Source organism: Agrobacterium sp. MA01, assembly GCF_009650195.1.
Taxonomy (GTDB): Bacteria; Pseudomonadota; Alphaproteobacteria; order Rhizobiales; family Rhizobiaceae; genus Allorhizobium.
Window position 1 is genome coordinate 4,490,263 of record NZ_CP045854.1, and the last position, 24,073, is coordinate 4,514,335.

Genomic DNA, 24,073 nt, shown 5'->3' on the forward strand with positions numbered 1-24,073 from the left:
CCCGCGCGAGATCCCTCGCCGACAGCGAGTCCATACATGTTTCCGAGAATTTCGATCATCGGCACCGGTCCCACCGGCCTCTACACCTTCAAACAACTGATCGGTTCCACCGTTCCCTTGTCCATCACGCTTTACGAGGCAGAGGGCGAGCCGGGAAAGGGCACGCCCTACCATCCCGACATGAACGATCCCGCCATGCTCTCCAACATCCCGAGCATCGAGTTTCCGGCGTTTACGGAGACCCTGGTCGAGTGGTTGCGACGACAGGATGACGATACGCTGATGCGCCACGGGATCAGGCGCGAGGCGATCGATGAGCGGGAGTTTTATCCGCGTCTCGTGCTTGGCGACTATATGCAGGCGCAGTTCGAGCGGATGCGGGCAATCGCGGCCGAGCGTGGTCACGAGATCATCGTGCTTGCCCGCCACAAGGTGATTGATATCGAGATCCAGGCCGATGCGATCCGCCTTCGCGTCAGCCATGTCGACGGGGAGAACGACGCGGCCTACGACCATGTCGTGATGGCGACCGGCCACAACTGGCCCGACAGCACGGAGATCCGGCCCGGCTACTTCGTCTCGCCCTGGCCGGCGACCGTTCTCACATCGATCCGCAATGAGGCGGTCGGCATTCTCGGCACGTCGCTGAGCGGCATCGATGCGCTGATGACGGTCGCGACGGCACACGGCATGTTCTACGCCGATGCCGCCGGCGATCTGCAATATCAGCCGGCTGCCGATACCGAAGGGTTCTCCGCCACGTTGATGTCACGCAAGGGCATCCTGCCGGAGGCAGATTTCTACTGCCCGCTTCCGTATGTCACGCCCCTCGTCTGCACCGAAGAAGCGATCGATGCGCTGATTGCCACGGGCCGGCACGATCTGCTCGACGAGGTCTTCGAGCTCTTTCGCGGCGAAATCGTTGCGCGTGACCCTGATTATGCCGCCCGGATCGGGCTGTCGCAGCTGACGGTCGAGACCTTTGCGGCCGCTTATTATGCCGATCGCAGCGAAAGCGATCCCTTTGTCTGGGCGGCGAAAAATCTGGCCGAGGCCGAAGAGAACCGGCAGAAGCGTTACACCGTGCCGTGGCGCTATGCGATCCTGATCACCCACGAGATCGTGGCAAAGGTCATTCCGCATCTCGATGAGAACGATCTGAAGCGCTTCCATCGCCACTTCAAGGGCATCTTCATCGACGACTATGCAACGGTACCGCTGATGTCGATTCGCCGGCTTTTGGCGCTTGCCCGTACGGGCAAGCTGTCGATCCTGAAACTCGGCGAGGATTACGAGATCTGGACGGCCGAGGATGGCCTGGAGCGGGGCGCCGAGATCGTGGTTGGCGGAACCACGCATACCTTCGGGGCCTTTGTCGATGCGACCGGTCAGGAGACGCTGTCGGCGACCGATCTGCCCTTTCCGACGCTTGTCGATCAGGGTGGTGTGCGCGAAGCCGCGACGCCGAAGGCGACGGCGATCCGATCGCTCGACCGGGATCCCGATATGGTTCGCACCGGTGGAATCGACGTCGATGAATTCTATCGCCCGCGTCTCGGTCTGATGTCGGAAGGCAGGCTCTATTGCGCAGCGGTGGCCTTCCTGCTGCACAAGGAGCCCTTCGTGCAGGGCATCACCAGCGCGCGGGATATCGGCGAGACGGTCGGCCGGGCGATCCTGAGGGACGTAGTGGACGTTGATACGCCGGTGTTTCAGATCTCAGCGTAGACGGGGTCGCCGACGGACAGCGTGACGGGTGCGGCCGGCTTGGCGTAGACGCCGAGATTGCGCTTGTTGTGGCGCATGATGCCGCGCAGCACGTCGGGCTCTTCTGCCATGCCCGGTTGAGCGACCAGCGTCATGCCGCAGCGGCGCGAGGCTTCGGTGACGCGGATATCCGCTTCGCCGATCCTGACGATGTGGCCCACCCAGTCGTTTTCGATGAAGCCTTCATCGTCTTCCGTCTCTATCAACACCGAGGGGCGGAAGCGTCTCGCATCCAGCGGCGGGAGGCCCGTGACTGCCGCAAGCGCGCTGACCGAGGCCGTGGTCACGAGGTGAAGCGGCGCCGGTGCGTAGCGGTTGGAGACGACGGGGAAGCGGTAATCGCCTGACCCGACGAGCCCGATGGCGGTAGGGAAGCCGAAATGCTCTGCCAGACGGTCCGGCAATGCGCTGTCATCGAGTGCATGTTCGGCGCCGTCGGCGAAGCGCAGAACCGGCAGTCCGGTTGCCGGTTGCGAGGCGGTGATGAAGAGGGCAGGGCGCCAGCGCGTTTCCTTCTCGGGGGCGGCGGCAAGGCCTGTGTCCGGATCGAACAGCGCGAAGCGACGGTCACCCTCGATGCCTTCAGGCGAGACGGTGATCGAGGCGAGCGCTTCTCCGCCGAGAGAACTCACCGGATAGCGCCAGACTTCCCGCACTCGACCGATTTTGCGCATGATGACTCCTGTTTCAGACCATCACCATACGTCGAAAAGCCGCTCTATGTTCCCGCATTTCTGCGGAGCGCCGAATTCTGCAGAGTTGCATCAGGTCCAGTCGAGCACGATCTTGCTCGCCTTGCCGGCGCTCGCGAGTTCGAAGGCTTCGGCGTAATCGTCCACCTTCATCCGGTGGGTGATTACCTTGCGGATGTCGAGGCCGCTTTCGAGCATGGCGAGCATCTTGTGCCAGGTGTCGAACATTTCGCGGCCATAGATGCCCTTCAGCGTCACCATCCGGAAGACGACCTTGGAGAGATCGAAATGGAAGGGACGCGCCGGCACGCCGAGAAGTGCGATGCGTCCACCCATGACGAGATGGTCGATCATCTGGTCAAGCGCTGCCGGCGAGCCGCTCATCTCAAGGCCGACATCGAAGCCTTCCTTCATCTTCAGCTTTGCCATGACATCGCGCAGGTCTTCCTTCGCGACGTTGACCGGATGCACGTCGGCAACTTCGGCCGCAAGCGCCAGGCGCTCCGGGTTGACGTCGGTGATGACCACGTGACGCGCGCCGACATGGCGGGCGATCGCGGCCCCCATGATGCCGATCGGGCCGGCGCCGGTGATGATGACATCCTCGCCGACGAGGTCGAAGGCGAGCGCCGTATGCACGGCATTGCCGAGCGGATCGAGGATCGCGCCGATCTCGTCGTCGATCGTGTCTGGCAGCGGGATGATGTTGAAGGCCGGGATCTTGGCGAACTCTGCAAACGTGCCCTGGACGTTGACGCCGATGCCCCGGGTTTCCGGGTCGAGATGATACTTGCCGGCGCGCGAGGCGCGGCTGTTCATGCCGACGAGATGGCCCTCGCCGGAGACGCGCTGGCCGACCTGGAGGTTTCGCACATTGGCCCCGACGGCGACGATTTCGCCGGCATATTCATGGCCAGTGATCATCGGCACGGGGATCGTCTTCTGCGCCCACTCGTCCCATTTGTAGATGTGGACGTCGGTGCCGCAGATGCCTGTTTTGTTGATCTTGACCAGCACGTCATCCGGCCCGATTTCGGGAACGGGCGCGTCGATCATCCAGATGCCGACCTCGGATTTCTGCTTGGAAAGCGCCTTCATGATCAGATCATCCCGATGGTCTTGCCGGCATCGATGAATGCGGCGATGGCGGTGTCGATATCGGCCTCGGAGAGCGCTGCCGACATCTGGGTGCGGATGCGGGCCTGGCCCTTGGGCACGACGGGGAAGAAGAAGCCGGCGACATAGACGCCGCGGGCGTCGAGTTCGGCAGCGAGCTTCTGGGCAAGTACGGCGTCGTGGGTCATGACCGGGATGATCGGCGTTTCGCCGGGAAGCAGCTCGAAACCGGCCTCGGTCAGGCCCTGCCGGAAACGCGTGGTATGGCCGGCAAGCTTGGCGCGCAGGTCGTCGGCGCTTTCGGCGATTTCGATCGCCTTCAGCGAGCCGGCAGCGACAGCGGGTGCGAGGCTGTTGGAGAAGAGATAGGGCCGAGCCCGCTGGCGTAAGAGATCGATGGCAGCTTTCGGGCCGGCGATGAAGCCGCCCATGGCGCCACCCAGCGTCTTGCCGAATGTGCCGGTGATGATGTCGACGCGGGCGCCGACGCCGGTCAACGTCGGCGTGCCCTTGCCCTTGGCACCCAAATGGCCGGTGGCATGGCATTCGTCGATCATCACCATTGCGCCGTATTTTTCCGCGAGCGCGCAGATCTCCGGAAGCTTCGCGAGATAGCCGTCCATCGAGAAGACGCCGTCGGTGACGATCAGCCGGAAGCGCGTGCCCTCGGCAATCGCCTTTTTCAGCTCGTCTTCCAGTCCGTCCATGTTCGAATTGGCGTAGCGGTAGCGCTTCGCCTTGGAGAGCCGCACGCCGTCGATGATCGAGGCGTGGTTGAGGCTGTCGGATATGATTGCGTCTTCGGGGCCGAGCAGGGTCTCGAAGATCCCGCCATTGGCATCGAAGCAGGCGGCAAACAGGATCGCATCGTCCTTGTCGAGATAGCGTGCGATCGCCTGTTCGAGTTGACGGTGAATGTCCTGCGCGCCGCAGATGAAGCGCACCGAGGCCATGCCGAAGCCGTGGCTGTCGATCGCGGCCTTGGCGGCCTGTTCGATCTCGGGATGGTTGGCAAGGCCGAGATAATTGTTGGCGCAGAGATTGATCATCTCGCGCGTGCCCCTGGCATCGCGAACCTGGATGCGGCCGGATTGCGGGCTGACGATTTCGCGCTCGCGCTTCAGAAGCCCGTCGGCTTCGATGCCCTGGAGGGTTTCGGTGATGTGGTCGAGAAAGCCGGTCTGCATGGGAAATCCCTCGATGCTGAATAATTCCAGCATATCGGAATTTTGCCCTGCGGCAATCGATATTTTGGAATTGCCCTTTCGCCTATCTATGTAGCACGACCAGCAGCCCCTTGCCGATATCCGTTCCGCCATTGCGGATCGCATGCGGGACATCGGAGCGATAACGGGCGGTTTCGCCCGCCCGAATCTGGGTCTTGCTGCCGCCGCTGGAAATCTCGAAACCGTCGGTAAAGGCGGTGAAATGCTCGAAGGCGCCGATCGAATGCGGCTGGCTCACAAGCGCGCCGCCAGGATCCATTTCAAGCTCATACCATTCCGTCTGGCCGGCAAGCCGGGGCGAGCTCAGGATTTTTAGCCGGCAGGAGCCATCGGCGCTACGGATGACGGGCGTGTGCATGACCGAGGTCACCTCGATCTCCTCGCGTCCGGCAACCGAGGTGCCGTTGCCGATGAGGTCCGAGAGCTCGATCTCCATCGCCTGGGTGAGGCTCCAGAGCACGGCAAAGGTCGGATTGGCCTCGCCGCGCTCGATCTGGCTCAGCATCGACTTGGAGACGCCCGAGAGCGTGCCGAGCTGTTCGAGCGTCAGCTTGCGCGCCTTGCGCTCGCGCTTGATGGCCGGGCCGATCTCGGGAGTGTGCTGCTGCATCAGAATGTCCTGCGGTCACGTCGGCGGGTGCCGACCGCCTCTTTTACGCCGACCGGCAGGCGCAACGGAAGAGGGCGGGCATGAAAGCTTGACTCCAATATATGCGCGTGGAATTCTCAAATAATGGAATCAGAGGATCAATTCGAGAAACATGTCGCCGAAAGGCTGAAGCGCCTGCGCGTCGAACGGGGGCTGACGCTTGATCAGCTGGCGGACCTTTCAGGCGTCAGCCGGGCGATGATCTCGCGCATCGAGCGATCCGAGGCAAGTCCGACGGCAGCGCTTCTGGCGCGGCTCTGCTCGGCGCTCGGGGTTTCCCTGTCCGTCTTCTTTGCCAGCACGGAGAGCGAACCCTCGCCACTGTCACGACGAGCCGACCAACCGGTCTGGCGCGATCCGGAAAGCGGATATCTGCGCCGTGCGATTTCGCCCCCGGGCACAGGCAGCGGCACCGATATCGTCGAGGTCGAGTTTCCGGCCGGTGCCGAGGTCCGCTTTCCCGGCCGCCCGAGCGGGCGCAGCCAGACGCAGCATGTCTGGGTCTTCGACGGCGTGATCGAACTCTTGGTTGGCGAAACGTTACACCGGCTCGAAGCCGGCGACTGCCTGTTCATGAATGTCGGTGACGTGCATGGCTACCGAAACCCGACCGATCGACCCGCCCGCTATGCCGTGGTGATTTCCCTCGGCCCGTGACCATCTCCCACTTCCGACGACAGGACCTGACCCCATGCCCTCGCCCGATATCCGCCCGCTTTCCAAAGACGAGACGCTTGGCGCCTTGCCCGACCTCTGCGAGACGCTTTCCGATTGCGTCGAAGGCGGCGCCTCGCTCGGCTTCATGTCGCCGTTTGCGCCCGCTGATGGCGAAACCTTCTGGCGGGGTGTGGCGGACGCCGTCGGGCGTGGTGAGGTCCTGCTCTACGGGGCCTTTCTTGGCGATCGACTTATCGGCACGGTTCAGGTCGGCTTTGCCTCGAAGCCGAACCAGCCGCATCGCGGCGATCTGATGAAGCTTTTGGTGCATCGCGACGCCCGTGGTCTCGGCTTGTCGAAGGCGCTGATGGCGGTCGCCGAACAGGGGGCAGCGCAGGCCGGACGCACGTTGCTGGTGCTCGACACGGCAGCAGGCGAGCTTGCCGAGGCGCTCTATGAAAAGCTTGGCTGGCAGCGTTCAGGCATCATCCCGAACTACGCGCTGTTTCCGGATGGTCGCTACTGCGACACGGTGATCTTCTGGAAAACTGTGGCCTGACGGCATCTCTGCCAAGTTCTTGAGATTGAGCCCAAAAAACGTCTGAGCTTCGCCCTTTTCAGCGGTCGACGCATCTGATTATCGTCCCTCCGTTTTCAAATTTCCGGGGGTGGACTTCAGATGGTTGCAACAGCAACTTTGAGATGGTTGGGTTTGGCGCTGGCTGTTGCCGTTGCGGCACCCGCATTGGCCGCAGACGTGACCTTCTTCATGCGCAACGATCATCCGAATGCCGTCGAGGTCGAGCTCTACAGCCAGGATCGCGACCATGTCTGGCCGGGTGACAACCAGGTCTTTTATCTCGATGACGGCGAGACCAAGGAGATCCCCCTGTCTTGCGAAGAAGGCGAGACGATCTGCTACGGCGCCTGGATTTCCGGCGACAAGCAGAGCTACTGGGGCGTCGGTCCTGACAATGCCGAGAATTGCGAGAACTGCTGCTATACCTGCACCGGTGGCGAGACCGAGCAGATTAACCTGACCGAGTAACATCGGATCGGCGGGGGCCGAGGGGCGGGGGCGATTTTTTTGGTCGATTGACCAGGAAAATCGCCCCCTTTGCACTTGTGGCTGAGGCCGTGACGAGGCTAGTTTTCTCTCCAAAACACCAGAGGGAAAACAACCGACATGCGCGTATTCTATTCCGAAAAGCACAAGCTGCGAGACGCCAAGACCGAGCTGCATGGCGGCCTGCTGGTCAAGCCTTTCGAGGGGCCGTTCCGCGCCGAATGGGTGCTCTCGGGCGTCCGGGATGCGGGCTTCACCGATGTCCGCGCGCCGGCCGAACACGGGCTTGAAACCGCGCTCAAGGTGCATGACGCAGGCTATCTCGAATTCCTGCGCACCTGCTGGGACCGCTGGCAAGCGCATGGCTTCGAAGGCGAGGCGATCGCCACCTCCTTCCCCTGCCGCCGCAGCCAGACGGGCCGCGTGCCGAAGAACATCGACGGCGCCGTCGGCTACTACACCAATTCGGCAGAGACTTCGATTTCCAAGGGCACCTATGAGGCGGCGATTGCCTCGATGGATGTGGCCCTGTCCGGTGCCGACTGGCTGAACGAAGGCAACCGCTTCGCCTTCTCGCTCTGCCGCCCGCCCGGCCACCATGCCGGCATCGATCTCTTCGGCGGCTATTGCTTCATCAACAACGCCGCCGTTGCCGCCCAGCGATTGATCGACCACGGCGCCAAGAAAGTCGCGATCCTCGACGTCGACTTCCACCATGGCAATGGTACGCAGGACATCACCTATCGCCGCGGCGACATCTTCTTTGCCTCGCTGCATGGCGAGCCGGAAGACGCCTTCCCCTTCTTCCTCGGTTATGCCGACGAAACCGGTGAGGGCGATGGCGAAGGCCTGAACGCCAACTACCCGATGCCCTCGGGCACGCCTTTCGACATCTGGTCGGCAGCGCTGGAAGACAGCCTGAAGAAGATCAAGGCCTATGGCGCGGAAGCCATCGTGGTCTCGCTCGGCGTAGATACGTTCGAGAAGGACCCGATCAGCTTCTTCAAGCTGAAGAGCCCTGACTATATCCGAATGGGCGAAATGATCGCGGCCAGTGGCGTGCCGGTGCTGACGCTCATGGAAGGCGGCTACGGCGTGCCCGAAATCGGGCTCAACGTCGCCAATGTGCTCAAAGGGCTGGAAGGTTGAAGGCGCCTCAATAGGTCTCGGCGACTGCGGTGAAGTGGCGCTTCAGCCGCGCCACGTCGGCCGGGTCGATTTCAATCCCGGTCACGGCGATCCAGGGATCGATATGATGCTGCGGAGCATAGACATGCCCGTAACCGACCGGGCTGGTCGTCGCGATCATCATGTCGAACAGGAGTTGCAACATCGTGAGCACGGGATACCAGGTGAGTTCGGGAGAGACATCCGGACCCCGCGTGCCCGAGAGCCAGGCGGGAGACCGATAGGCCGAACGGGGGTCGAAAAATACCACGGCGTCGCTGGCATATTGCAGGTAGACGATCCGCAGTGCCCCCCATTCGGCATAGGGTGAATTGAGGTCGGCCCGCTGATTGGTGAAGCGCACGATCGAGCCGTCGCCGTAGCGGGGCAGCCAGGCAGGCGAGCCCGCCTCCCGACCGGCGGTGAGTTCGCTCCACATCCGGCTCTGGAACGGCGGTCCGACCCACAATGCGCCATAGAAGGGATCGGCGACGATTTCGAGAAGGTCGACTGAGCTCTGCGAGTTGAGCGCTCCAAGGCTCAGGCCATAGAGCACCAGCCGGGGGCGTTCATTGGGCGGCAACTGCTTCCAGTGACGATAGACGGCGCGAAACAACGCCTTTGCCGACTCCGAGCCATATTCCGGCTCGACCAGCAGCGAAAGCCAACTGGTCAGATAGGAGTATTGCAGGGCGACGCTTGCGACATCGCCGCGCAGCAGAAGGTCGAGCGTGTCTGCCGCCGCAGGGTCGATCCAGCCGGTTCCGGTCGGAGCCTTTATCACCAGCGTCGAGCGTTCGAAACCGCCCTGTCGGATAAGTTCCTCGAGCGCGAGTGCGACGCGCGTCTCGATGTTTTCTCCATTGTTGAGGCCCGCATAGACGCGGATCGGCGCCAGCGCCGGCTCTCCCCAGAAGCGCTCGATATCTTCGCGCGTCGGGCCGGACGCGATGTAATGACGACCCTGACGGCCCAGACCATGCCACTCGAGACGCGAATCCGGTCCTCCGGTTTTTGTCGAGGACGTCGGCGCGGCGAATTCGTCCTCCATCAGGTCGTCCAATTGCTGGAAGGAGGAATCTGCGAGCCGGATTGCGCCGCGCAAAACCACGTTTTCGCCGATCGACCAGAAGATGAAGGCGGCGATGACGAAACCGATCGCGGTGGCGAAGCGTGCCGGGAAGATGGTGGCCATGCGTGCCGCCAGCCTCCTGAACAGCATCATGAACAGACGGGCGATCCATAGCAGGCTAAGGAACAGGGCTGCCGCCACCAGCACCGCCTCGAGATATGACACGTCGAGAGGGGCCATCTGCCATAGCTCGCGCGCCGATTCCTGCCAGACCGCGGAGCGCCAGAGCGCCACGGCCATTGCGGACACCCCAAACGCCGCTATCCAGAAAAGCGCCTTGTCCCGACGCAGCCGGGGTTCGGGCAACTCGAAAAGCCGCCAGAGAGAGCTCAGGAGAACGCCGAAGAAATAGCCGACAGCTGACGCGATGCCGGACAGTGAGCCCTGCACCAAGGCTTCGCGTGGCATGAGACTGGGAGTGAGCGATGCGCAGAAGAAGGCGATCGCGAGAACGACGCCCGACAGGGAAAGCTTGCCGATCAAGACCCTGACGATGACCGACAGTGCACTGTCTCCCGCTTCATGCAGTTGGAGCGTTGCGGCTCCTGTTCCGTTCTGCAGCGAGCTTAGTCGTTTTGTCCTGCCTTTTGAAGGGCATGAAGCGACCCTGCGGCAAAAGCAAACAAACCCGGCCTGGAAGCCGGGTTTGTCGTTGTCGGACGATGACGCCTTGATCAGAGCGTGCCCTGGCGCTGCTGGATCATCTGATAGGTATCGAAGCTGTATTCGGCGATCTGAGCCCAGAGATAGGCGTCCTGCTTGAACGCCTGCTGGCTGTCGAAGAGCTTCTTGAACCACTCGTTCTTGGCCGAGAGATCCGCATAGGTTTCCTTCGCCGCCTTGTGGCAGGTGTCGAGGATATCCGACGAAAAGGCGCGCAGCTGTGCGCCGCCGGCGACGAGTTCGCGAAGCGCCCCGGGGTTGGACGCATCATAGCGAGCGAGCATGCGGGCGTTGGCGGCAGCGCAGGCATCCGTCAGGATACGCTTGTAGCTTTCGGGCAGCGCGTTGAACTTTTCGAGGTTGAAGAAGGCGTGAACCGTCGGGCCGCCTTCCCACCAGGCCGGGTAATAGTAGTAGGGCGCGACCTTGTAGAAGCCGAGCTGCAGATCGTCATAGGGGCCGACGAATTCGGTGGCGTCGATGGCGCCCTTTTCGAGCGCCGGATAGACGTCGGAGCCGGCGATCTGCTGCGGCGTGACGCCAACCTTGGTCATGATTTCCCCGGCAAGACCGGCAATCCGCATCTTCAGACCCTTGAGGTCATCGATCGTCTTGATCTCCTTGCGATACCAGCCGCCCATCTGCGCGCCGGTATTGCCGGCGGGAAGCGCATAGAGCTTGTAAGGGGCGAGAAACTCGTTGAGCAGCTCATTGCCGCCGCCAGCGGTGAACCAGGCATTGGTCATGCGGGCATTGAGGCCGAAGGGGATGGCGGTGCCGAGCGCGAAGGCCGGATCCTTACCGATGTAATAATAGCAGCAGGTATGGGCCATCTCGACGGTATTGTCGGCGACGCCATCGGCGACCTCAAGCGGCGGCAGGATTTCGCCAGCTGCATAGACCTGGATCTGGAACTGCCCGTCGGTCGCCTTCGAGACGCTTTCGGCAATGTCGGTGGCAGCGCCATAGATGATGTCGAGGCTCTTCGGGAAGGACGAGGCGAGGCGCCAGGTGATCTTCGGATTTTCCTGGGCAATCGCGGGGGCGGCAAGCGCGGCGGCACCGATGCCGGCGACACTGGCCTGCTTGAAAAATTGACGGCGGTTCATGATCTCTTGCCTCTGATAATACGCACTCCTCCAGCTCCCGCGGTGGGTCTAGTCGGGCATGACCGGGAGTGCAAGTTCAAAAGCTCAGGAAATTGTCCGGCAACCTTACCAAATTTGCCTATTCTTTCGCGCAAGCGGTGTTCCGCGCAAGGAACTGTCAGGACGGGCTACGCATGCGCGGGTCATCGAAGGCTGGATTGTAGAAGAGGGACAGCACCAGGCTCTTGGCGATCCGCTCGGCGCTGGCCATGAACCAGCCACGGGCTTCTTCCGAGGCGCCGATTTCGACGAGGGTGTCGGAGAAGAGCTGCAGCCATTGCAGGAAAAGGTGTTCCGCCATGCCGTCGACATTCTGGTGAGCCATCACTGGCTTGCCGCCATAGGCGCCTGTCTTGAAGGCGACGGAACTCCAGAAGGCCTTCATCTTGACCATATGGTCTGGCCAGCGTCCGGCGAGCCGCCCGTCGAACACCGGGCCGAGCTCGGGATGCTGGCGGATATGCCCGTAGAACGTCTCCACCAAGCGGTCGATAAATGCCCCATCGACACCCATGGCTGCCATGTCGGCCTGGGCACGAGCCGTGATTTCAGCGCGGTGGGCGGCGCGGCCCGTCAGTTCCATCGTCATCGGTTTCGTCTCGTTCATGGCTTTCGGACACCTGATGCACCCTGCCGTGCAAATGGTCTATGCGGCATCTTGATACAAGGCCTCCCATGACCTAAGTTTAGAATAATTCTAAGATAGGTGGTAATCGTCATGTTCAGTCTTTTCCAGAGGGGCGGCAAGCGCCCCTTCGACAAACTCTCCGAACAGGAGATCCTGGCGCTTGCCATTTCCTCCGAGGAGGACGATGCCCGCATCTACCTCGCCTATGCCGACCAGTTGCGGGCGGCCTATCCGCAATCTGCCAAGGTTTTCGAGGACATGGCCGAGGTCGAGCATACCCATCGCAACATGCTGATCCAGATGCATCGGGACCGTTTCGGCGAGCGTATCCCGCTGATCCGGCGCGAACATGTGCGCGGCTTCTATGATCGCAAGCCGGACTGGCTCAGGAAGAACCTGACGCTGGACCAGATCCGCGAAGAGGCCTTGCAGATGGAAGAGGGGGCCTATCGCTTCTATCACGAGGCCGCCCAGCACACCTCCGACGCTGGCATCCGCAAGCTGCTCGGCGATCTCGCCATGGCCGAACAGGGCCATGAAGAGATCGCGACCATGCTCGGCGACCGGCATCTGCCGGAGGATGCACGCGAGACGGAAGACGAAACGAAGAAGCGTCAGTTCATTCTGACTTATGTGCAGCCCGGCCTCGCAGGCCTGATGGACGGTTCTGTTTCGACGCTGGCGCCGATCTTTGCGGCCGCCTTCGCGACAGGCGATACCTGGTCGACCTTTCTGATCGGCCTCTCGGCCTCGGTCGGTGCGGGCATTTCGATGGGCTTCACCGAGGCAGCCCATGACGACGGCAAGCTTTCTGGCCGCGGCTCGCCGCTGAAGCGCGGCCTTGCCTCCGGCATCATGACCACGGTCGGCGGTCTCGGCCACGCACTACCCTATCTCATCCCGCATTTCTGGACCGCGACGATCACCGCCATCGTCATCGTCTTCTTCGAACTCTGGGCGATCGCCTTCATTCAGAACCGCTACATGGAGACGCCCTTCTGGCGCGCGGCCATGCAGGTGGTGCTCGGCGGCTCGCTGGTGCTGGCCGCCGGGGTTCTGATCGGGCAGGGATGACGCAATGCGAGGAGCGGCTGCCTTCGCCTTAGACTGCGGCCTTCTTCTGTCGCGGCATCTCCTCGGTCTGGTACATGGACAGCGTATGTCCGTCTGGATCGGCAAATTCAGATGACCAGCCGCCGGGCGCATGGCTGACGGGTGTCACGATTGTGACACCCAGCTCGGCCAGTCCCGCAACCATGTCGTCGATGCCGCCGTCTTCGAGGTCAAAGACGATGATCGGTGAATTGCCGGGCCTGGTCTCCATTTGAAAGAACAGGAGATCGATGCCGTTGGCCGTCGAGGCAATGAGCCAGTCCGGTTCGCCCGGCTCGTTCGGCATGCGCTGAAGGTCGAGCCCCAGCGTCTCGCCGTAGAAACGGGCCGTCCGATCGATATCGGCGACGTAGTAGCAGATATTGGTGAGTTTTTTGGATTTCAGCATGGAGAACTCCCGTGTTGGAATGCGAACATGATCATGTTGCCGCTGGCCGTATTTTCGTGAGGTTGCGTCCAAAAGAAATCAGATGACCGTCCGGATCATGGGTCGCAAGCATCGCGTCGACATGGCCGATCAGCGGACGCAGCGTCTGGCGGATCGAGCCGAAGGCGAGATTTCCGCACAGCCGTTCTGGTACTGCGCCAGTAAATTCAAAGGGACGCAGGCGTTTGCGGATGTCGCAGATCCTCTGGCGCAGCGCCGCCTCGTTGAGCTTCAGCAGATGGCGGATCTCCGCATGCGTCTGGCCATTGAGAGCGAGCAGAAAGGTGGTTCTGAGGCCGGGCGGAAGGCGTTGCAGATGGTGGGCGAGGTCATTCGGCTCGGCCGGTTCACTGGTCTGCGGTTGCCGAAATACGAAGACGCTCTCCCGCTGCCGTCGCCTGACTGCCGATCTCGCCACGAAGGTGCTGCGATGGCGCAACACGCCGCGCAGCCAACGCAGGTTCTCCGGCTTGGAAAAATCCTCCCGACCTGCGGTGATCGCGGCGAGGAGCGCGTCCTGAAGAAGGTCTTCCGCCTCGTCCGCCCGCCGGCTGAGGCGTCGCGCCTCGTTGAGAAGCTGTCTGAACTGTCTGGCCTGCACGATGTACCCCACTCACCCGTCATGGTGGCAGACCCCGGCTGACCCGACAAGCAACAGAGATTGAGTTTGGCTGAGGTGACCGATTGCGTCAGGATGAATGGTCACATGCCTGCAATAATCCGTGGATATGGCGCCTTCATGAAAGCATCTCCCGCGACCATCGGTCTGGGCGTCACCATGACCATTGGTTACGGCACGCTCTACTATTCCTTCTCCGTGCTGGCTCCCGAGATCGCTCGCGAATTCGGCTGGGGCCAGAGCTTCGTCTTCGGCGTCTTTTCTTTCGGGCTGCTGGCGGGCGCGGTGGCAGCCCCCGTGCTCGGGCGCTTGGTCGATCGATACGGTGCACGCCTCATCCTTTGTCTCGGTTCCGTCGCAGCAGCACTTTCGCTCGCGCTGTTTTCGGTGATGGAGAACGCCTGGCAATTCGCGGCGATCACGCTCGTCGCCGAATTCATTGCGCTTGCGGTACAATACGATGCGGGCTTTGCAGCACTCGCCCAGAGCCATGGCCGCGAGGCGCGCGCCCATATCACGCTGGTGACGCTGATCGCAGGCTTTGCCTCCACCGTCTTCTGGCCGCTCCTGCAATGGCTGCTCACCGTCATGACCTGGCGCGACATTTACCTGGTGATGGCCGCGATGCACCTCCTGATCGCGCTGCCGATCCATCTTGCCCTGCCAAGGACACGGATGATCGCGCCGGAGGAGACCGTCCGTGAAGAGCAATCGACCGGTGAGCCTGTTCTCGACGGCGAGCGCAAACGCCGGATGATCCTCATGGCAACGGCCTTTGCCGCCGGAGGTTTCGTCATGTCGGCGGTGGGGTCGACACTTCTCGTCCTGATGCGCGACCTCGGCTATGCCACGGCAATGGCAACGCTTGCCGGCAGCCTCATCGGTCCAAGCCAGGTAGCTGCCAGGCTGATCGAATATGTCAGACGCAACCTTTTCTCGCCGCCGCTGACCGCAATCATCGCCGCATCGGCCATGGCGCTGAGCCTCGCCATTCTTGCCGGCTCACTGGTCCAGCCGATGGCGGCTTTCGCCATCGCCTTTGCAATCTTCTACGGGGCAGGGCAGGGGCTGACCTCGATCGTGCGGGGCGTCTTGCCGCTGCACTACTTCGGCGCTGCGGGCTATGGGCGGACCATGGGCACGCTCGCGTCCGCCCGCATCATCGCCTCGGCGATTGCGCCTGTGTCCGTGATCTGGCTGAACGAGACGGTCGGGACCAATGCAGCTCTGGCTGCATTGGCAGGCATGGCCGGCCTTGCCGTGATCGCGACCCTCGCGCTGACGCGCGAGAGACGAAGCTGACCGATTTTACTGCAGCGCGCCGACGAGAACGTCGGAGGTGCCGTTCTCGATGGTGACCCAGCGGCCGGTGTCGGTCGAGGACTGGCGCTTGAGGAAGGCATAGCGCGTCTCGGTCCAGAGCTTGACGTCGTCGTTGAGGTTGTCGAGCACGAAGTCGCCGGACTGGGTGCGGACCGTCAGCACCGCATGGCCTTCGCCATCCGGCTTGCGCACGACGGTGATCAGGAGATCGGCCGCATTGAATCCGGCTTCCATCAGCTTCTTGCGCTTCAACAGCACGAAATCTTCGCAATCGCCGAGATCGACCGGATAGGCCCAGACTTCCTCGCGGCCGTAGATCTCCGCATCCGTCATGGGGACGATGGCGTGATTGACGCTGGCATTGATGTCGCGGATGACGCTCCAGCCGTGATCGGTGACCTTCGGTGGCACCGAAGGACGGGTCCGGATGCTGCATTCATCGGCGAGGGCCTTGCAGAATTCGTAATGGCCGATGGGCTGGGATGTCACGGCGCCGGTGATCATCGATCGCAATGTCTGCGGTGCCGAAAGACCCGCATGGGCAGGTGCGAGCACCGCAACTGCAATGATCAGCGCCTTGATGGCGCGCGAGCCGTTCGTCATGAACACGTCCCCTGTATCCTTAACAAAAGGTTAAGATTGCGACAGGACATGAGTCAACGGCGCGGGAGGCTCTCTCCCGCGCAATTCATCCGGTATGGTTAAAATGCGACAGTTCGAACAGCCGAAATGAGAATCGGTTCCCAAGATCGAGGAGATATAGAGAGACCGAAATACTCAGATCATTGAAAGTATCGCCGATTTCATCTTGGCGATGTCTTCTGGACGGGAAAGCCGGTGGTCGCCATCGCGAATCAGCGTCAGCACCACGTCGTCGAGCGGCAGGAATTCCATCAGCTTCAGGGCGTGCTGATAGGGCACGTCCGGGTCCTTCATGCCCTGCAGGATATGGACCGGGCAACCGGTCTCGATGAGCCCGGTCAGCACCCGGTTCTCGGCCCCGTCTTCCATCAGGTCGCGGGTGAAGATGTTGGGCTCCGGGCTGTATTCGGACGGCTCTTCGAAATAGCCGCGCTCGGCCAGGGATTGCCGCTCTGCCGCAGTCAGGCTGGGCTCGATGAGCTCCGATGTGAAGTCGGGTGCCGGCGCGATCAGCACCAGGCCATCGACCGAGAAGGGCAGGCCGAGGCGCCGTGCCTCCTGGATCACGCGAAGCGCAATCCATCCACCCATGGACGAGCCGATCAGCACGACCTTCTTGACGCCCGACGAGGCAAGCACGGCAAGTGCTTCCTCGGTCCAGCGCGAGATGGTCCCCTTTCTGAAATCGCCGCCGGACACCCCGTGGCCGGAATAGTCGAAGCGAATGGCCGTGAGCCCCTCGTCACCGGCCAACGCGTCCATCTCGATGGCCTTGGTACCGGCCATATCGGAGCGGTAGCCCCCGAGCCAGACAAGGGCCGGCCGGTCCGTCTCGGTTCCCATGCGGGTGATGACCGCGATGTCGCGGGCTGCATCGCCGGAACCGACGGTCAGTGTCGTCTCTCTGAGGATGTTGGCTGTGTCGGTCATCGCGTGCTCCTTTTGTCGAATGCTGTAAAACACATCCAGGAAGTGCGCGACAACAGGTGATTTTCTTTCGCAAGCATGCTATTGACACTGCCGTCGCAGATATCACATAGCCCTTTGACGCGGATGCGCGCGGGTTTACGCTGCGACATTCCGAAATGTTTTGAGGAGAATACGACCATTCGCAGACCGTTCAAGACCGATGCCCCCGTAAAGGACGGGCCGCGCTCCAACCGTGAAATCCGCATTCCGAAAGTCCAGCTGATCAACGAAGAGGGCGAGAACCTCGGTGTCGTGGCGACGGATCAGGCGTTGCGCATGGCCGAAGAGGCCGGACTGGATCTGGTCGAGATTTCGCCGAATGCCGAGCCTCCGGTCTGCAAGATCCTTGACCTGGGCAAGCTGAAATACGCCAACCAGAAGAAGGCGGCCGAAGCGCGCAAGAAGCAGAAGATCGTCGAGGTCAAAGAAATCAAGATGCGCCCGAACATCGACACCCATGACTATGAGGTGAAGATGAAGGCTATGAATCGCTTCTTCGAAGAGGGCGACAAGGTCAAGGTGACGCTCAAGTTCCGTGGCCGCGAAATGGCCCACCAGGAACTCGGCATGAAGCTCCTGCTTCAGGTCAAGGAAGACACCGCGACGATCGCCAAGGTGGAAGCCGAGCCGAAGCTCGAAGGTCGCCAGATGATGATGGTGCTCGCGCCGCGTTGATTGCTGCCGCATGGCAGGACCGGATGAAGCCGCCTTACGGGGCGGCTTTTTTCATGCGTGGTTTTTGCCGGTTCCTTGTCTGACAGAACGCTGATCGTCACAGCGGCCGCTCTGTCAGCGGCGTTGATGCATGATCCCTCCATCGAAAGCGATTGCGAACCTGGAGGAATTCAAGATGACCCGATTTCTGCGCCGGACCTTGCTGGTCTCGACCACGGCATTGGCCGCACTCACCCTGATCCCCGCGATCGCCTCGCTCGCGCCCTCTACCCTTGCATCCTTCGTCGTCAGCCAGGCCGAAGCGCGTGGCGGTGATGATGATGGTGGCAGCGACGACAGCGGTGACAGTGGCGGCGGCGGTAGCGATGACAGTGGTAGCGACGACAGCGGCAGGGACGATAGTGGCCGCGACAGCTCCGACGATGACGATGACGACAGCTCGGGTCGGGACCGGGACCGCGACCGCGATCGCAACCGTAGCGGCGATGATGATGACGATGATGGCTATGACGACAGCGACGATCGTTATGATGACAGCGCCGAGGACGGCAGCCGCCGGAGCGGCAACCGCGATCGCGACGAGATCCGCCTTATCGTCAATAACACCCAGCTGCAGGGCTTGCTCAGCGGCTCCATGATCCCCGTCGACCAGAATGGCAAGCGTTTGCGCTTCGAGGTTGAGCAGGAGCATGGCAACACGGAAATCAAGCTTCGGGCCCCACGCGGCACGCTGTCCAGCGTGACCGTGGTCCCCGCCATCTGACCAGTTCGAAGCGGTGAAGCCCGAGCCGCCGCGGGCACCCTCTCACCGTTTCGCCCCGCCCGGCCCCCACCGGGCGGGGATAGCTTTTCTCCTGTTGGCGCAAGTCTCGGCCCGCGCTACTCTCCGACAAACCCGAACAGAGCCTGTATGGACCGTCGTCTTTTCATTCTTGCCCTTCTGAGCCTCGGTCTGGCCTCCGCCATACCGACGTCATCGGCATGGGCAAAGGACGGAGGGGATGATGGCGACAGCGGCGGCAGCGGATCTGACGACGATGATGATGATGATGACAGTGGCAAAGATGACGACAAGGACGACAAGGAGGACCGCAGCGGCTCGGGACGTGGCTCTGATGATGACAACAGGGACGACGACGACGACCGATCCGGCAGCTCCAGGCGTGAGCGCGACCAGAAGGAGGCGCGCGAAGCCGTCAGGCGCGGAGAGATCCTGCCACTGCGGGAAATTCTAAAACGGGTCGACGAGCAGGGCGGCGGACGTGTGATCGCCGTCGATCTCAACATGCAGGCGCGCAAGCCCTTCTATACGCTGAAGGTGCAGAGCGGTTCGAGTGTCAGAACACTCAAGTTCGAGGCGGCGACCGGCCGCAAACTCAATATCTTTGGATGGTGACACATGCGCATTCTGCTCGCGGAGGACGACCAGACCATTGCGGACCACACACGTTCGAAGCTGGAGGCGGAGGGCTTCATCATCGAACATTTCAACAATGGGCCCGATGTCTGGGCCGAGGGCGAAACGGGCGACTATCAGGCGATCATCCTCGATCTGGGCCTGCCTGGCATGGATGGCCTGTCCATCCTCAAACGCTGGCGCGGAGCCGGTGTCGAGGTTCCGATCTTGGTCCTGACCGCACGAGGATCCTGGATGGAACGGGTCGACGGCTTCGATGCCGGCGCTGACGACTATCTCCCAAAGCCATTCCGCAGCGAGGAACTCATCGCCCGTCTGAAGGCTCTGTTGAGAAGGGTTCATGGCCGCGCAAAGGCGACTGCATCAGCCGGAGGTTTCGTGCTCGACGATACCTCCCGTCGCGTGACCTTCGAGAGCCGGCCGATCGAGCTTACGCCGCTCGAGTATAGGCTGCTTTCCATGCTGATCGCCGAGCCGCACAAGGTCTTCGATCCGATCGAGATTGCTCGCCAGGTTCAGGGACGGGACGACGAGCAGGCCAAGAATGCGGTTGAGGCAATGATCGCGCGCATCCGCCGCAAGACTCATCCGTCTGCCATCGCGACCCGCCGGGGTTTCGGCTACACGCTCTCAGGCGAGGAGGCATGACCCAGTCGCTACGTCTGCGCCTGTTTATTGGCGCCGTTCTGGCGATTGCTTTTGTTCTGCTCCTCGTCGCCTCCGGCTTGAGCCGGATCTTCTCCAATTATGTCGCAGACCGCTATCATGCCGACATGTCGGCGATCATCGATCAGTTGGCCGCCGGCGTCGAATTCCCCGCCGGCGTTGCGCGCATGACGGACGAGCCAGGTGATCCGCGCTTCGAACTGCCGGGCAGTGGCCTTTACTGGGAGGTGATCGCCGGAACCGACCAGGTCTTCCGCTCCCGTTCACTCTGGGATGTCGAGCTGCTGCCCGAGACCCTGAACCACGGCGCCTACGGATTTCGACAGGGCGAAGGGCCGGATGGTGAACCTCTGTTGCTTCAACTGCGCGAGGTTCAACTCGAAACGCCGGAAGGCAATCGGCCTCTGACGCTGCTTGCCGGTTTCGATCAAAAGATGATCGATGATGCCATCTCTAAGTTCCATGGCGCGATGACGATCATGCTCGTCCTCACGGCTGCCGTCCTGCTGGCGGCGGCTTTCCTGCAGATCGGCATCGGCCTTGCGCCGCTGTCGAGATTGCAGCAGGCGCTTTCTCTCGTCCGTTCCGGACGGACCGACCAATTGCCCGATGCCGGCCCTACCGAGCTCCGTCCTCTCGTCACGGAGCTCAACGGCCTCCTGAAGGAGAGGGAAACGGCCGTCGAGCGCGCCCGTGCCAGAGCAAGCGATCTTGCCCATGGCCTGAAGACGCCGCTCACCGTTCTGCTGCAGCTCGCAGACAATCTGCCCGATCGGGAGCGCGGCATGATCCGTCAGCAGGTTGATCTGATCCGCCAACGTTCCGACCGGCAGCTGCAGTCGGCAAGGCTCGGCGTCGAGCAGATGGCGCAGACGGGCCTGGCCTCGCTCACCGGCAAGCTGATATCGGTTCTGACGCCGGTCACGGCCGTGCGTGATGTCGCCTGGAAGGTCGATGTCGATGATCAGCTGACAGTCGACATGGATCCAGCCGACCTCGCAGAGGCGCTCGGCAATGTGCTCGACAATGCCACGCACTTCGCCAAAACTCAGATCGCTGTCGTGGCGGAGCGCGACGGGAAACATATTCGGCTCGATGTCGAGGATGATGGTCCAGGTGTTGCCGAGGCAGCGATCCCGGAAATTGCTGCTCGCGGTGTCCATCTGGTGGAGGACGAGGGTACGGGGCTGGGGTTGGCGATCACCTCCGATATTCTGAACGCCTATGGCGGTGCCATCGCCTTTTCGCGGGGGGCAACCGGTGGCCTCAGAGTGAGCTTGCTTTTGCCGGCTGGCCTGTAAACGAAGATTCCGATCGCCACCCGTTGCGCTTTTTCAGGTCTACGGTTATAAGCGCGCGTCCGAACGGTCCGGCAGGGCATGCCGTGGCCGTTCTTTATGCTTGAAAACGGGCATTCGTCAGCCTGTTTCGATACAAGAACAATGGAGTAGCAAAATGCCCAAGATGAAGACGAAATCTGCCGCCAAAAAGCGGTTCAAGATCACGGCGACCGGCAAGGTTCTCGCCGCCGCTGCTGGCAAGCGCCACGGCATGATCAAGCGTTCCAACAAGTTCATTCGCGATGCCCGCGGCACGATGGTTCTGGCTGAACCTGACGGCAAGAAGGTCATCAAGAACTACCTGCCAAACGGTCTCTGAGACCCGCTCGCTGTTGGACAATTAAGGAGATCATGACATGGCACGCGTAAAACGTGGCGTAACTTCCCGCGCCAAGCACAACAAGGTATTCAAGCAGGCCAAGGGCTTCTACGGCCGCCGCAAGAACACGATCCGCGCAGCAAAGGCTGCCGTTGATCGTTCCAAGCAGTTTGCTTACCGCGACCGCAAGAACAACAAGCGCAACTTCCGCGCTCTGTGGATCCAGCGTATCAACGCTGCAGTCCGCGAATTCGGCCTGACCTACGGCCGCTTCATCGATGGCCTCAACAAGGCTGGCATCGAAGTCGACCGCAAGGTCCTTTCCGACCTCGCCATCCATGAGCCGGCAGCATTCGCGAAGCTCGTAGAAGCTTCCAAGAAGGCACTCGCCTACCTCAAGGACGCAGGCACGGCCAACGAGTTTGAAAGCGCGGTCAAGTAACCAGCGCTTCCCAGACTGAATTCAAGTATTGGGAAACCCGCGCTGGCAGGGCTGGCGCGGGTTTTTTCATGTGATCTTCATGCCGCCGGGAAATGGTGGCGAGACAATGGGGCAGGAAACGGAAACATGTCCGATCTCGACAGTTTGAAGACGACGCTTCTCGCTGACATCGCCGCTGCTGCGGACGAGGCTCAGATCGAGGCTGTGCGCGTGGCGGCCCTCGGCAAGAAGGGGTCCGTCTCGGAACTCTTGAAGACGCTCGGCACGATGACGCCGGAAGAGCGCCAGACGCGCGGTGCCGCGATTAACGCGCTGAAGAACGAGATCACCGAGGAAATCGGAACCCGCAAGACGGCGCTGAAGGACGCGGCGATCAACGCCCGCCTGAAGGCAGAGACGCTGGATGTCTCGCTGCCCGTGCGTTCCTCGCCGGCCGAACGTGGCCGCATCCACCCGATCAGCCAGATCGTCGACGAGATCACAGCGATCTTCGCCGACATGGGCTTCTCGATCGCCGAAGGTCCCGATATCGAGACCGACTATTATAACTTCACGGCGCTGAACTTCCCCGAAGGTCACCCCGCCCGCGAGATGCACGACACGTTCTTCCTGCAGCCGGATGAAAACGGTGAGCGCAAGGTGCTGCGCACCCACACCTCGCCTGTTCAGATTCGCACCATGGAGGCCCAGAAGCCGCCGATCCGCATCGTCATTCCGGGCAAGACCTATCGCCAGGACTCGGACGCTACCCATTCGCCGATGTTCCACCAGGTCGAAGGCCTCGTCATCGACAAGACGGCCAATGTCGCGAACATGCGTTGGATTCTCGAGGAATTCTGCAAGGCCTTCTTCGAGGTCGACAGCGTCACCATGCGCTTCCGCCCGTCCTTCTTCCCCTTCACCGAACCGAGCTTCGAGGTCGACATCCAGTGCGACCGCTCGTCGGGTCCGATCGTCAAGTTCGGCGAGGGCAAGGACTGGATGGAAATCCTCGGCTGCGGCATGGTCCACCCGAACGTGCTGCGCGCTGGTGGTCTTGATCCCGACGAATACCAGGGCTTCGCCTGGGGCATGGGCCTCGACCGCATCGCCATGCTGAAATACGGCATGCCGGACCTGCGCGACTTCTTCAACGCCGATGTCCGCTGGATGAGCCACTACGGCTTCCGCCCGCTCGATGTGCCGACGCTGTTCGGCGGTCTGAGCAGCTGATTGGCACAATGCGTGGCTGCCCCGATGAATGAGGGGCGGCCAGACGGAGGGGTGGATGAAGCCCGCTTCTCCGAGTGAATGAAGGCAAATGCGACGTGATTGAACATCTCGACAACATGCGGCCGGTCGATCTGCTTTGCGATGACGACCTGCTGCATGTGGAACTGACGGACGGTCGTATCGTCAGCGTCCCGGTCTGGTGGTACCCGCCCCTTCAGGAGGCGATGCCGGTGGAGCGGAACAACGTGGAATTCATGCCGTCGAGCATCCACTGGCCCGACATCGATCTCGATGTGACGGTGGTCAGCATGCTCCTCGGAAGACAGGCATCAGGCGCGCGACCGCTGGACGTCTCGGGCAAGATACAGATGGGAACGAGACAGTAGGAACAGGAACCTTCAGGTTGAAGGAGATTGTGCAAGGGGTGAGCTGATGCCGACGGTCCTTCGCAAGTATGGGTTCCGCTTTCATTTCTACTCCGCCGACCGATATGAGCCGCCTCATATTCACGTCGATGGCAATGGAGGTGAAGCGAAGGTCTGGCTTGCGGATCTCAAGGTCGCGGAAGCCGGGGGCTTTAGCCAGAGAGACCTTGCACGTATACTGGAAGTGGTCGCGGAACACAGGCAGCAGATGCTGGAGGCATGGAATGACTATTTCGCATGATTCCTATCCAGAGGCGGAGCGCCCGACCGAGGCCTGGTGCGATCCGCATACGGTTCATGTGCGGCTTGCGGACGGGCGGCAGGTGTCGACACCGCTGTGGTGGTATCCACGCCTGCTGAACGCTACGCCTGCGCAGCGCAACAACGTGCATCTTATGCTCGCCGGGGTTCATTGGCCTGATGTCGATGAGGATTTGTCGATTCGGGGCATGCTGGCAGGCTGGAAGGCACCGGGCGCCAAAGCGCCTGACAAGGCGGCCTGATTTAAGCGCCGACCTATCGATGAGACCGCGACGGAATATTGAATTTGCGCAGTGCGCGCTGAGGAAGACG

The 24,073-nt window shown here is 61.7% G+C and carries 29 protein-coding genes; 18 read left to right on the plus strand and 11 right to left on the minus strand.

The genetic code is table 11. From position 1 onward, the window contains the following. Nucleotides 1–36: 36 nt before the first annotated feature. Nucleotides 37–1,728 carry an FAD/NAD(P)-binding protein gene (locus tag GH983_RS21435; RefSeq protein WP_153763447.1) on the plus strand — a complete coding sequence of 564 codons (1,692 nt, stop codon included), beginning with the start codon at nt 37–39 and terminating at the stop codon, nt 1,726–1,728. Here GH983_RS21435 and GH983_RS21440 read toward each other — a convergent pair. The 4 genes from GH983_RS21440 to GH983_RS21455 all read right to left on the minus strand — a co-directional run bounded on the left by GH983_RS21440 (nt 1,713) and on the right by GH983_RS21455 (nt 5,411). Further along, complete coding sequence (locus GH983_RS21440) at nt 1,713–2,441, minus strand: MOSC domain-containing protein (RefSeq protein WP_054151398.1); 729 nt, start codon at nt 2,439–2,441, stop codon at nt 1,713–1,715. The genes GH983_RS21435 and GH983_RS21440 overlap by 16 nt on opposite strands. Nucleotides 2,442–2,531: 90 nt before the next feature. Continuing rightward, a complete protein-coding gene (gene tdh, locus GH983_RS21445; protein WP_153763448.1) occupies nt 2,532–3,557 on the minus strand; it encodes an L-threonine 3-dehydrogenase in 1,026 nt (341 codons plus the stop codon). 2 nt (nt 3,558–3,559) lie between these two features. After that, the gene (locus tag GH983_RS21450) at nt 3,560–4,762 is read right to left on the minus strand and encodes a glycine C-acetyltransferase (protein WP_153763449.1); all 1,203 of its coding nucleotides are present in this window, start codon (nt 4,760–4,762) and stop codon (nt 3,560–3,562) included. 82 nt (nt 4,763–4,844) lie between these two features. Further along, nucleotides 4,845–5,411, minus strand: a complete 567-nt coding sequence (locus GH983_RS21455) for an XRE family transcriptional regulator (protein ID WP_153763450.1) — start codon at nt 5,409–5,411, stop codon at nt 4,845–4,847. A 120-nt stretch (nt 5,412–5,531) separates the two neighbouring features. Between GH983_RS21455 and GH983_RS21460 the strand changes: the two genes are divergently transcribed. The 4 genes from GH983_RS21460 to GH983_RS21475 all read left to right on the plus strand — a co-directional run bounded on the left by GH983_RS21460 (nt 5,532) and on the right by GH983_RS21475 (nt 8,322). After that, nucleotides 5,532–6,107 carry an XRE family transcriptional regulator gene (locus GH983_RS21460; RefSeq protein ID WP_054151401.1) on the plus strand — a complete coding sequence of 192 codons (576 nt, stop codon included), beginning with the start codon at nt 5,532–5,534 and terminating at the stop codon, nt 6,105–6,107. 34 nt (nt 6,108–6,141) lie between these two features. Further along, complete coding sequence (locus tag GH983_RS21465; protein ID WP_153763451.1) at nt 6,142–6,666, plus strand: GNAT family N-acetyltransferase; 525 nt, start codon at nt 6,142–6,144, stop codon at nt 6,664–6,666. 120 nt (nt 6,667–6,786) lie between these two features. Next, on the plus strand, nt 6,787–7,155 hold the full coding sequence (locus GH983_RS21470) for a hypothetical protein (RefSeq protein WP_069042528.1): 369 nt from the start codon (nt 6,787–6,789) through the stop codon (nt 7,153–7,155). Nucleotides 7,156–7,293: 138 nt separating this feature from the next. Continuing rightward, nucleotides 7,294–8,322 (plus strand): histone deacetylase family protein, encoded by a 1,029-nt coding sequence (locus tag GH983_RS21475; protein WP_153763452.1) that lies wholly within the window; start codon nt 7,294–7,296, stop codon nt 8,320–8,322. A gap of 7 nt (nt 8,323–8,329) precedes the next feature. On the opposite strand, the gene GH983_RS21480 is transcribed toward GH983_RS21475, so the two are convergent. The 3 genes from GH983_RS21480 to GH983_RS21490 all read right to left on the minus strand — a co-directional run bounded on the left by GH983_RS21480 (nt 8,330) and on the right by GH983_RS21490 (nt 11,872). Continuing rightward, complete coding sequence (locus GH983_RS21480) at nt 8,330–9,955, minus strand: alpha/beta-hydrolase family protein (RefSeq protein WP_246727456.1); 1,626 nt, start codon at nt 9,953–9,955, stop codon at nt 8,330–8,332. A 191-nt stretch (nt 9,956–10,146) separates the two neighbouring features. Beyond that, nucleotides 10,147–11,244 carry a TRAP transporter substrate-binding protein gene (locus tag GH983_RS21485; RefSeq protein ID WP_054151405.1) on the minus strand — a complete coding sequence of 366 codons (1,098 nt, stop codon included), beginning with the start codon at nt 11,242–11,244 and terminating at the stop codon, nt 10,147–10,149. 157 nt (nt 11,245–11,401) lie between these two features. Continuing rightward, nucleotides 11,402–11,872: a group III truncated hemoglobin gene (locus tag GH983_RS21490; RefSeq protein ID WP_153763663.1), complete on the minus strand. Its 471-nt coding sequence runs from the start codon at nt 11,870–11,872 to the stop codon at nt 11,402–11,404. 129 nt (nt 11,873–12,001) lie between these two features. On the opposite strand from GH983_RS21490, the gene mbfA reads away from it, so the two are divergent. After that, nucleotides 12,002–12,985, plus strand: coding sequence for an iron exporter MbfA (gene mbfA / locus GH983_RS21495; protein WP_153763453.1), 984 nt, complete (start codon nt 12,002–12,004; stop codon nt 12,983–12,985). Nucleotides 12,986–13,013: 28 nt separating this feature from the next. Here the strand turns inward: mbfA and GH983_RS21500 are convergent, their stop codons facing one another. Both GH983_RS21500 and GH983_RS21505 read right to left on the minus strand, forming a co-directional pair. Next, nucleotides 13,014–13,412 (minus strand): VOC family protein, encoded by a 399-nt coding sequence (locus tag GH983_RS21500; protein ID WP_153763454.1) that lies wholly within the window; start codon nt 13,410–13,412, stop codon nt 13,014–13,016. Between the two features lie 31 nt (nt 13,413–13,443). Continuing rightward, entirely contained in the window at nt 13,444–14,052 is a 609-nt protein-coding gene (locus GH983_RS21505; RefSeq protein ID WP_194842766.1) for an RNA polymerase sigma factor, read from the minus strand. A gap of 138 nt (nt 14,053–14,190) precedes the next feature. Between GH983_RS21505 and GH983_RS21510 the strand changes: the two genes are divergently transcribed. Beyond that, nucleotides 14,191–15,372, plus strand: coding sequence for an MFS transporter (locus GH983_RS21510; RefSeq protein ID WP_153763456.1), 1,182 nt, complete (start codon nt 14,191–14,193; stop codon nt 15,370–15,372). Nucleotides 15,373–15,378: 6 nt separating this feature from the next. Here the strand turns inward: GH983_RS21510 and GH983_RS21515 are convergent, their stop codons facing one another. After that, nucleotides 15,379–15,996 (minus strand): transglutaminase-like cysteine peptidase, encoded by a 618-nt coding sequence (locus tag GH983_RS21515; RefSeq protein WP_054151436.1) that lies wholly within the window; start codon nt 15,994–15,996, stop codon nt 15,379–15,381. 174 nt (nt 15,997–16,170) lie between these two features. Then, nucleotides 16,171–16,965 (minus strand): carboxylesterase, encoded by a 795-nt coding sequence (locus GH983_RS21520; RefSeq protein WP_153763457.1) that lies wholly within the window; start codon nt 16,963–16,965, stop codon nt 16,171–16,173. A 177-nt stretch (nt 16,966–17,142) separates the two neighbouring features. On the opposite strand from GH983_RS21520, the gene infC reads away from it, so the two are divergent. The 11 genes from infC to GH983_RS21575 all read left to right on the plus strand — a co-directional run bounded on the left by infC (nt 17,143) and on the right by GH983_RS21575 (nt 24,003). After that, nucleotides 17,143–17,679 carry a translation initiation factor IF-3 gene (infC, locus tag GH983_RS21525; protein WP_236759370.1) on the plus strand — a complete coding sequence of 179 codons (537 nt, stop codon included), beginning with the start codon at nt 17,143–17,145 and terminating at the stop codon, nt 17,677–17,679. A 175-nt stretch (nt 17,680–17,854) separates the two neighbouring features. Further along, a complete protein-coding gene (locus GH983_RS21530) occupies nt 17,855–18,442 on the plus strand; it encodes a hypothetical protein (protein WP_246727458.1) in 588 nt (195 codons plus the stop codon). Between the two features lie 147 nt (nt 18,443–18,589). Beyond that, nucleotides 18,590–19,075, plus strand: coding sequence for a PepSY domain-containing protein (locus tag GH983_RS21535; RefSeq protein ID WP_153763459.1), 486 nt, complete (start codon nt 18,590–18,592; stop codon nt 19,073–19,075). A 3-nt stretch (nt 19,076–19,078) separates the two neighbouring features. Continuing rightward, nucleotides 19,079–19,744, plus strand: a complete 666-nt coding sequence (locus GH983_RS21540; protein ID WP_054151413.1) for a response regulator transcription factor — start codon at nt 19,079–19,081, stop codon at nt 19,742–19,744. Continuing rightward, a complete protein-coding gene (locus tag GH983_RS21545) occupies nt 19,741–21,063 on the plus strand; it encodes a HAMP domain-containing sensor histidine kinase (protein ID WP_153763460.1) in 1,323 nt (440 codons plus the stop codon). The genes GH983_RS21540 and GH983_RS21545 overlap by 4 nt, the downstream gene beginning before the upstream one ends. 154 nt (nt 21,064–21,217) lie before the next feature. Continuing rightward, nucleotides 21,218–21,421 carry a 50S ribosomal protein L35 gene (gene rpmI, locus GH983_RS21550; RefSeq protein ID WP_054151415.1) on the plus strand — a complete coding sequence of 68 codons (204 nt, stop codon included), beginning with the start codon at nt 21,218–21,220 and terminating at the stop codon, nt 21,419–21,421. A 37-nt stretch (nt 21,422–21,458) separates the two neighbouring features. Continuing rightward, the gene (gene rplT, locus GH983_RS21555) at nt 21,459–21,863 is read left to right on the plus strand and encodes a 50S ribosomal protein L20 (protein ID WP_006725066.1); all 405 of its coding nucleotides are present in this window, start codon (nt 21,459–21,461) and stop codon (nt 21,861–21,863) included. Nucleotides 21,864–21,989: 126 nt separating this feature from the next. Then, on the plus strand, nt 21,990–23,075 hold the full coding sequence (pheS, locus tag GH983_RS21560; RefSeq protein ID WP_153763461.1) for a phenylalanine--tRNA ligase subunit alpha: 1,086 nt from the start codon (nt 21,990–21,992) through the stop codon (nt 23,073–23,075). A 95-nt stretch (nt 23,076–23,170) separates the two neighbouring features. Continuing rightward, entirely contained in the window at nt 23,171–23,461 is a 291-nt protein-coding gene (locus GH983_RS21565; protein ID WP_054151437.1) for a DUF2442 domain-containing protein, read from the plus strand. A 46-nt stretch (nt 23,462–23,507) separates the two neighbouring features. Then, a complete protein-coding gene (locus GH983_RS21570; protein WP_054151417.1) occupies nt 23,508–23,741 on the plus strand; it encodes a DUF4160 domain-containing protein in 234 nt (77 codons plus the stop codon). Further along, a complete protein-coding gene (locus tag GH983_RS21575; RefSeq protein ID WP_054151418.1) occupies nt 23,725–24,003 on the plus strand; it encodes a DUF2442 domain-containing protein in 279 nt (92 codons plus the stop codon). Before GH983_RS21570 ends, GH983_RS21575 begins: the two co-directional genes overlap by 17 nt. Nucleotides 24,004–24,073 lie beyond the last annotated feature (70 nt).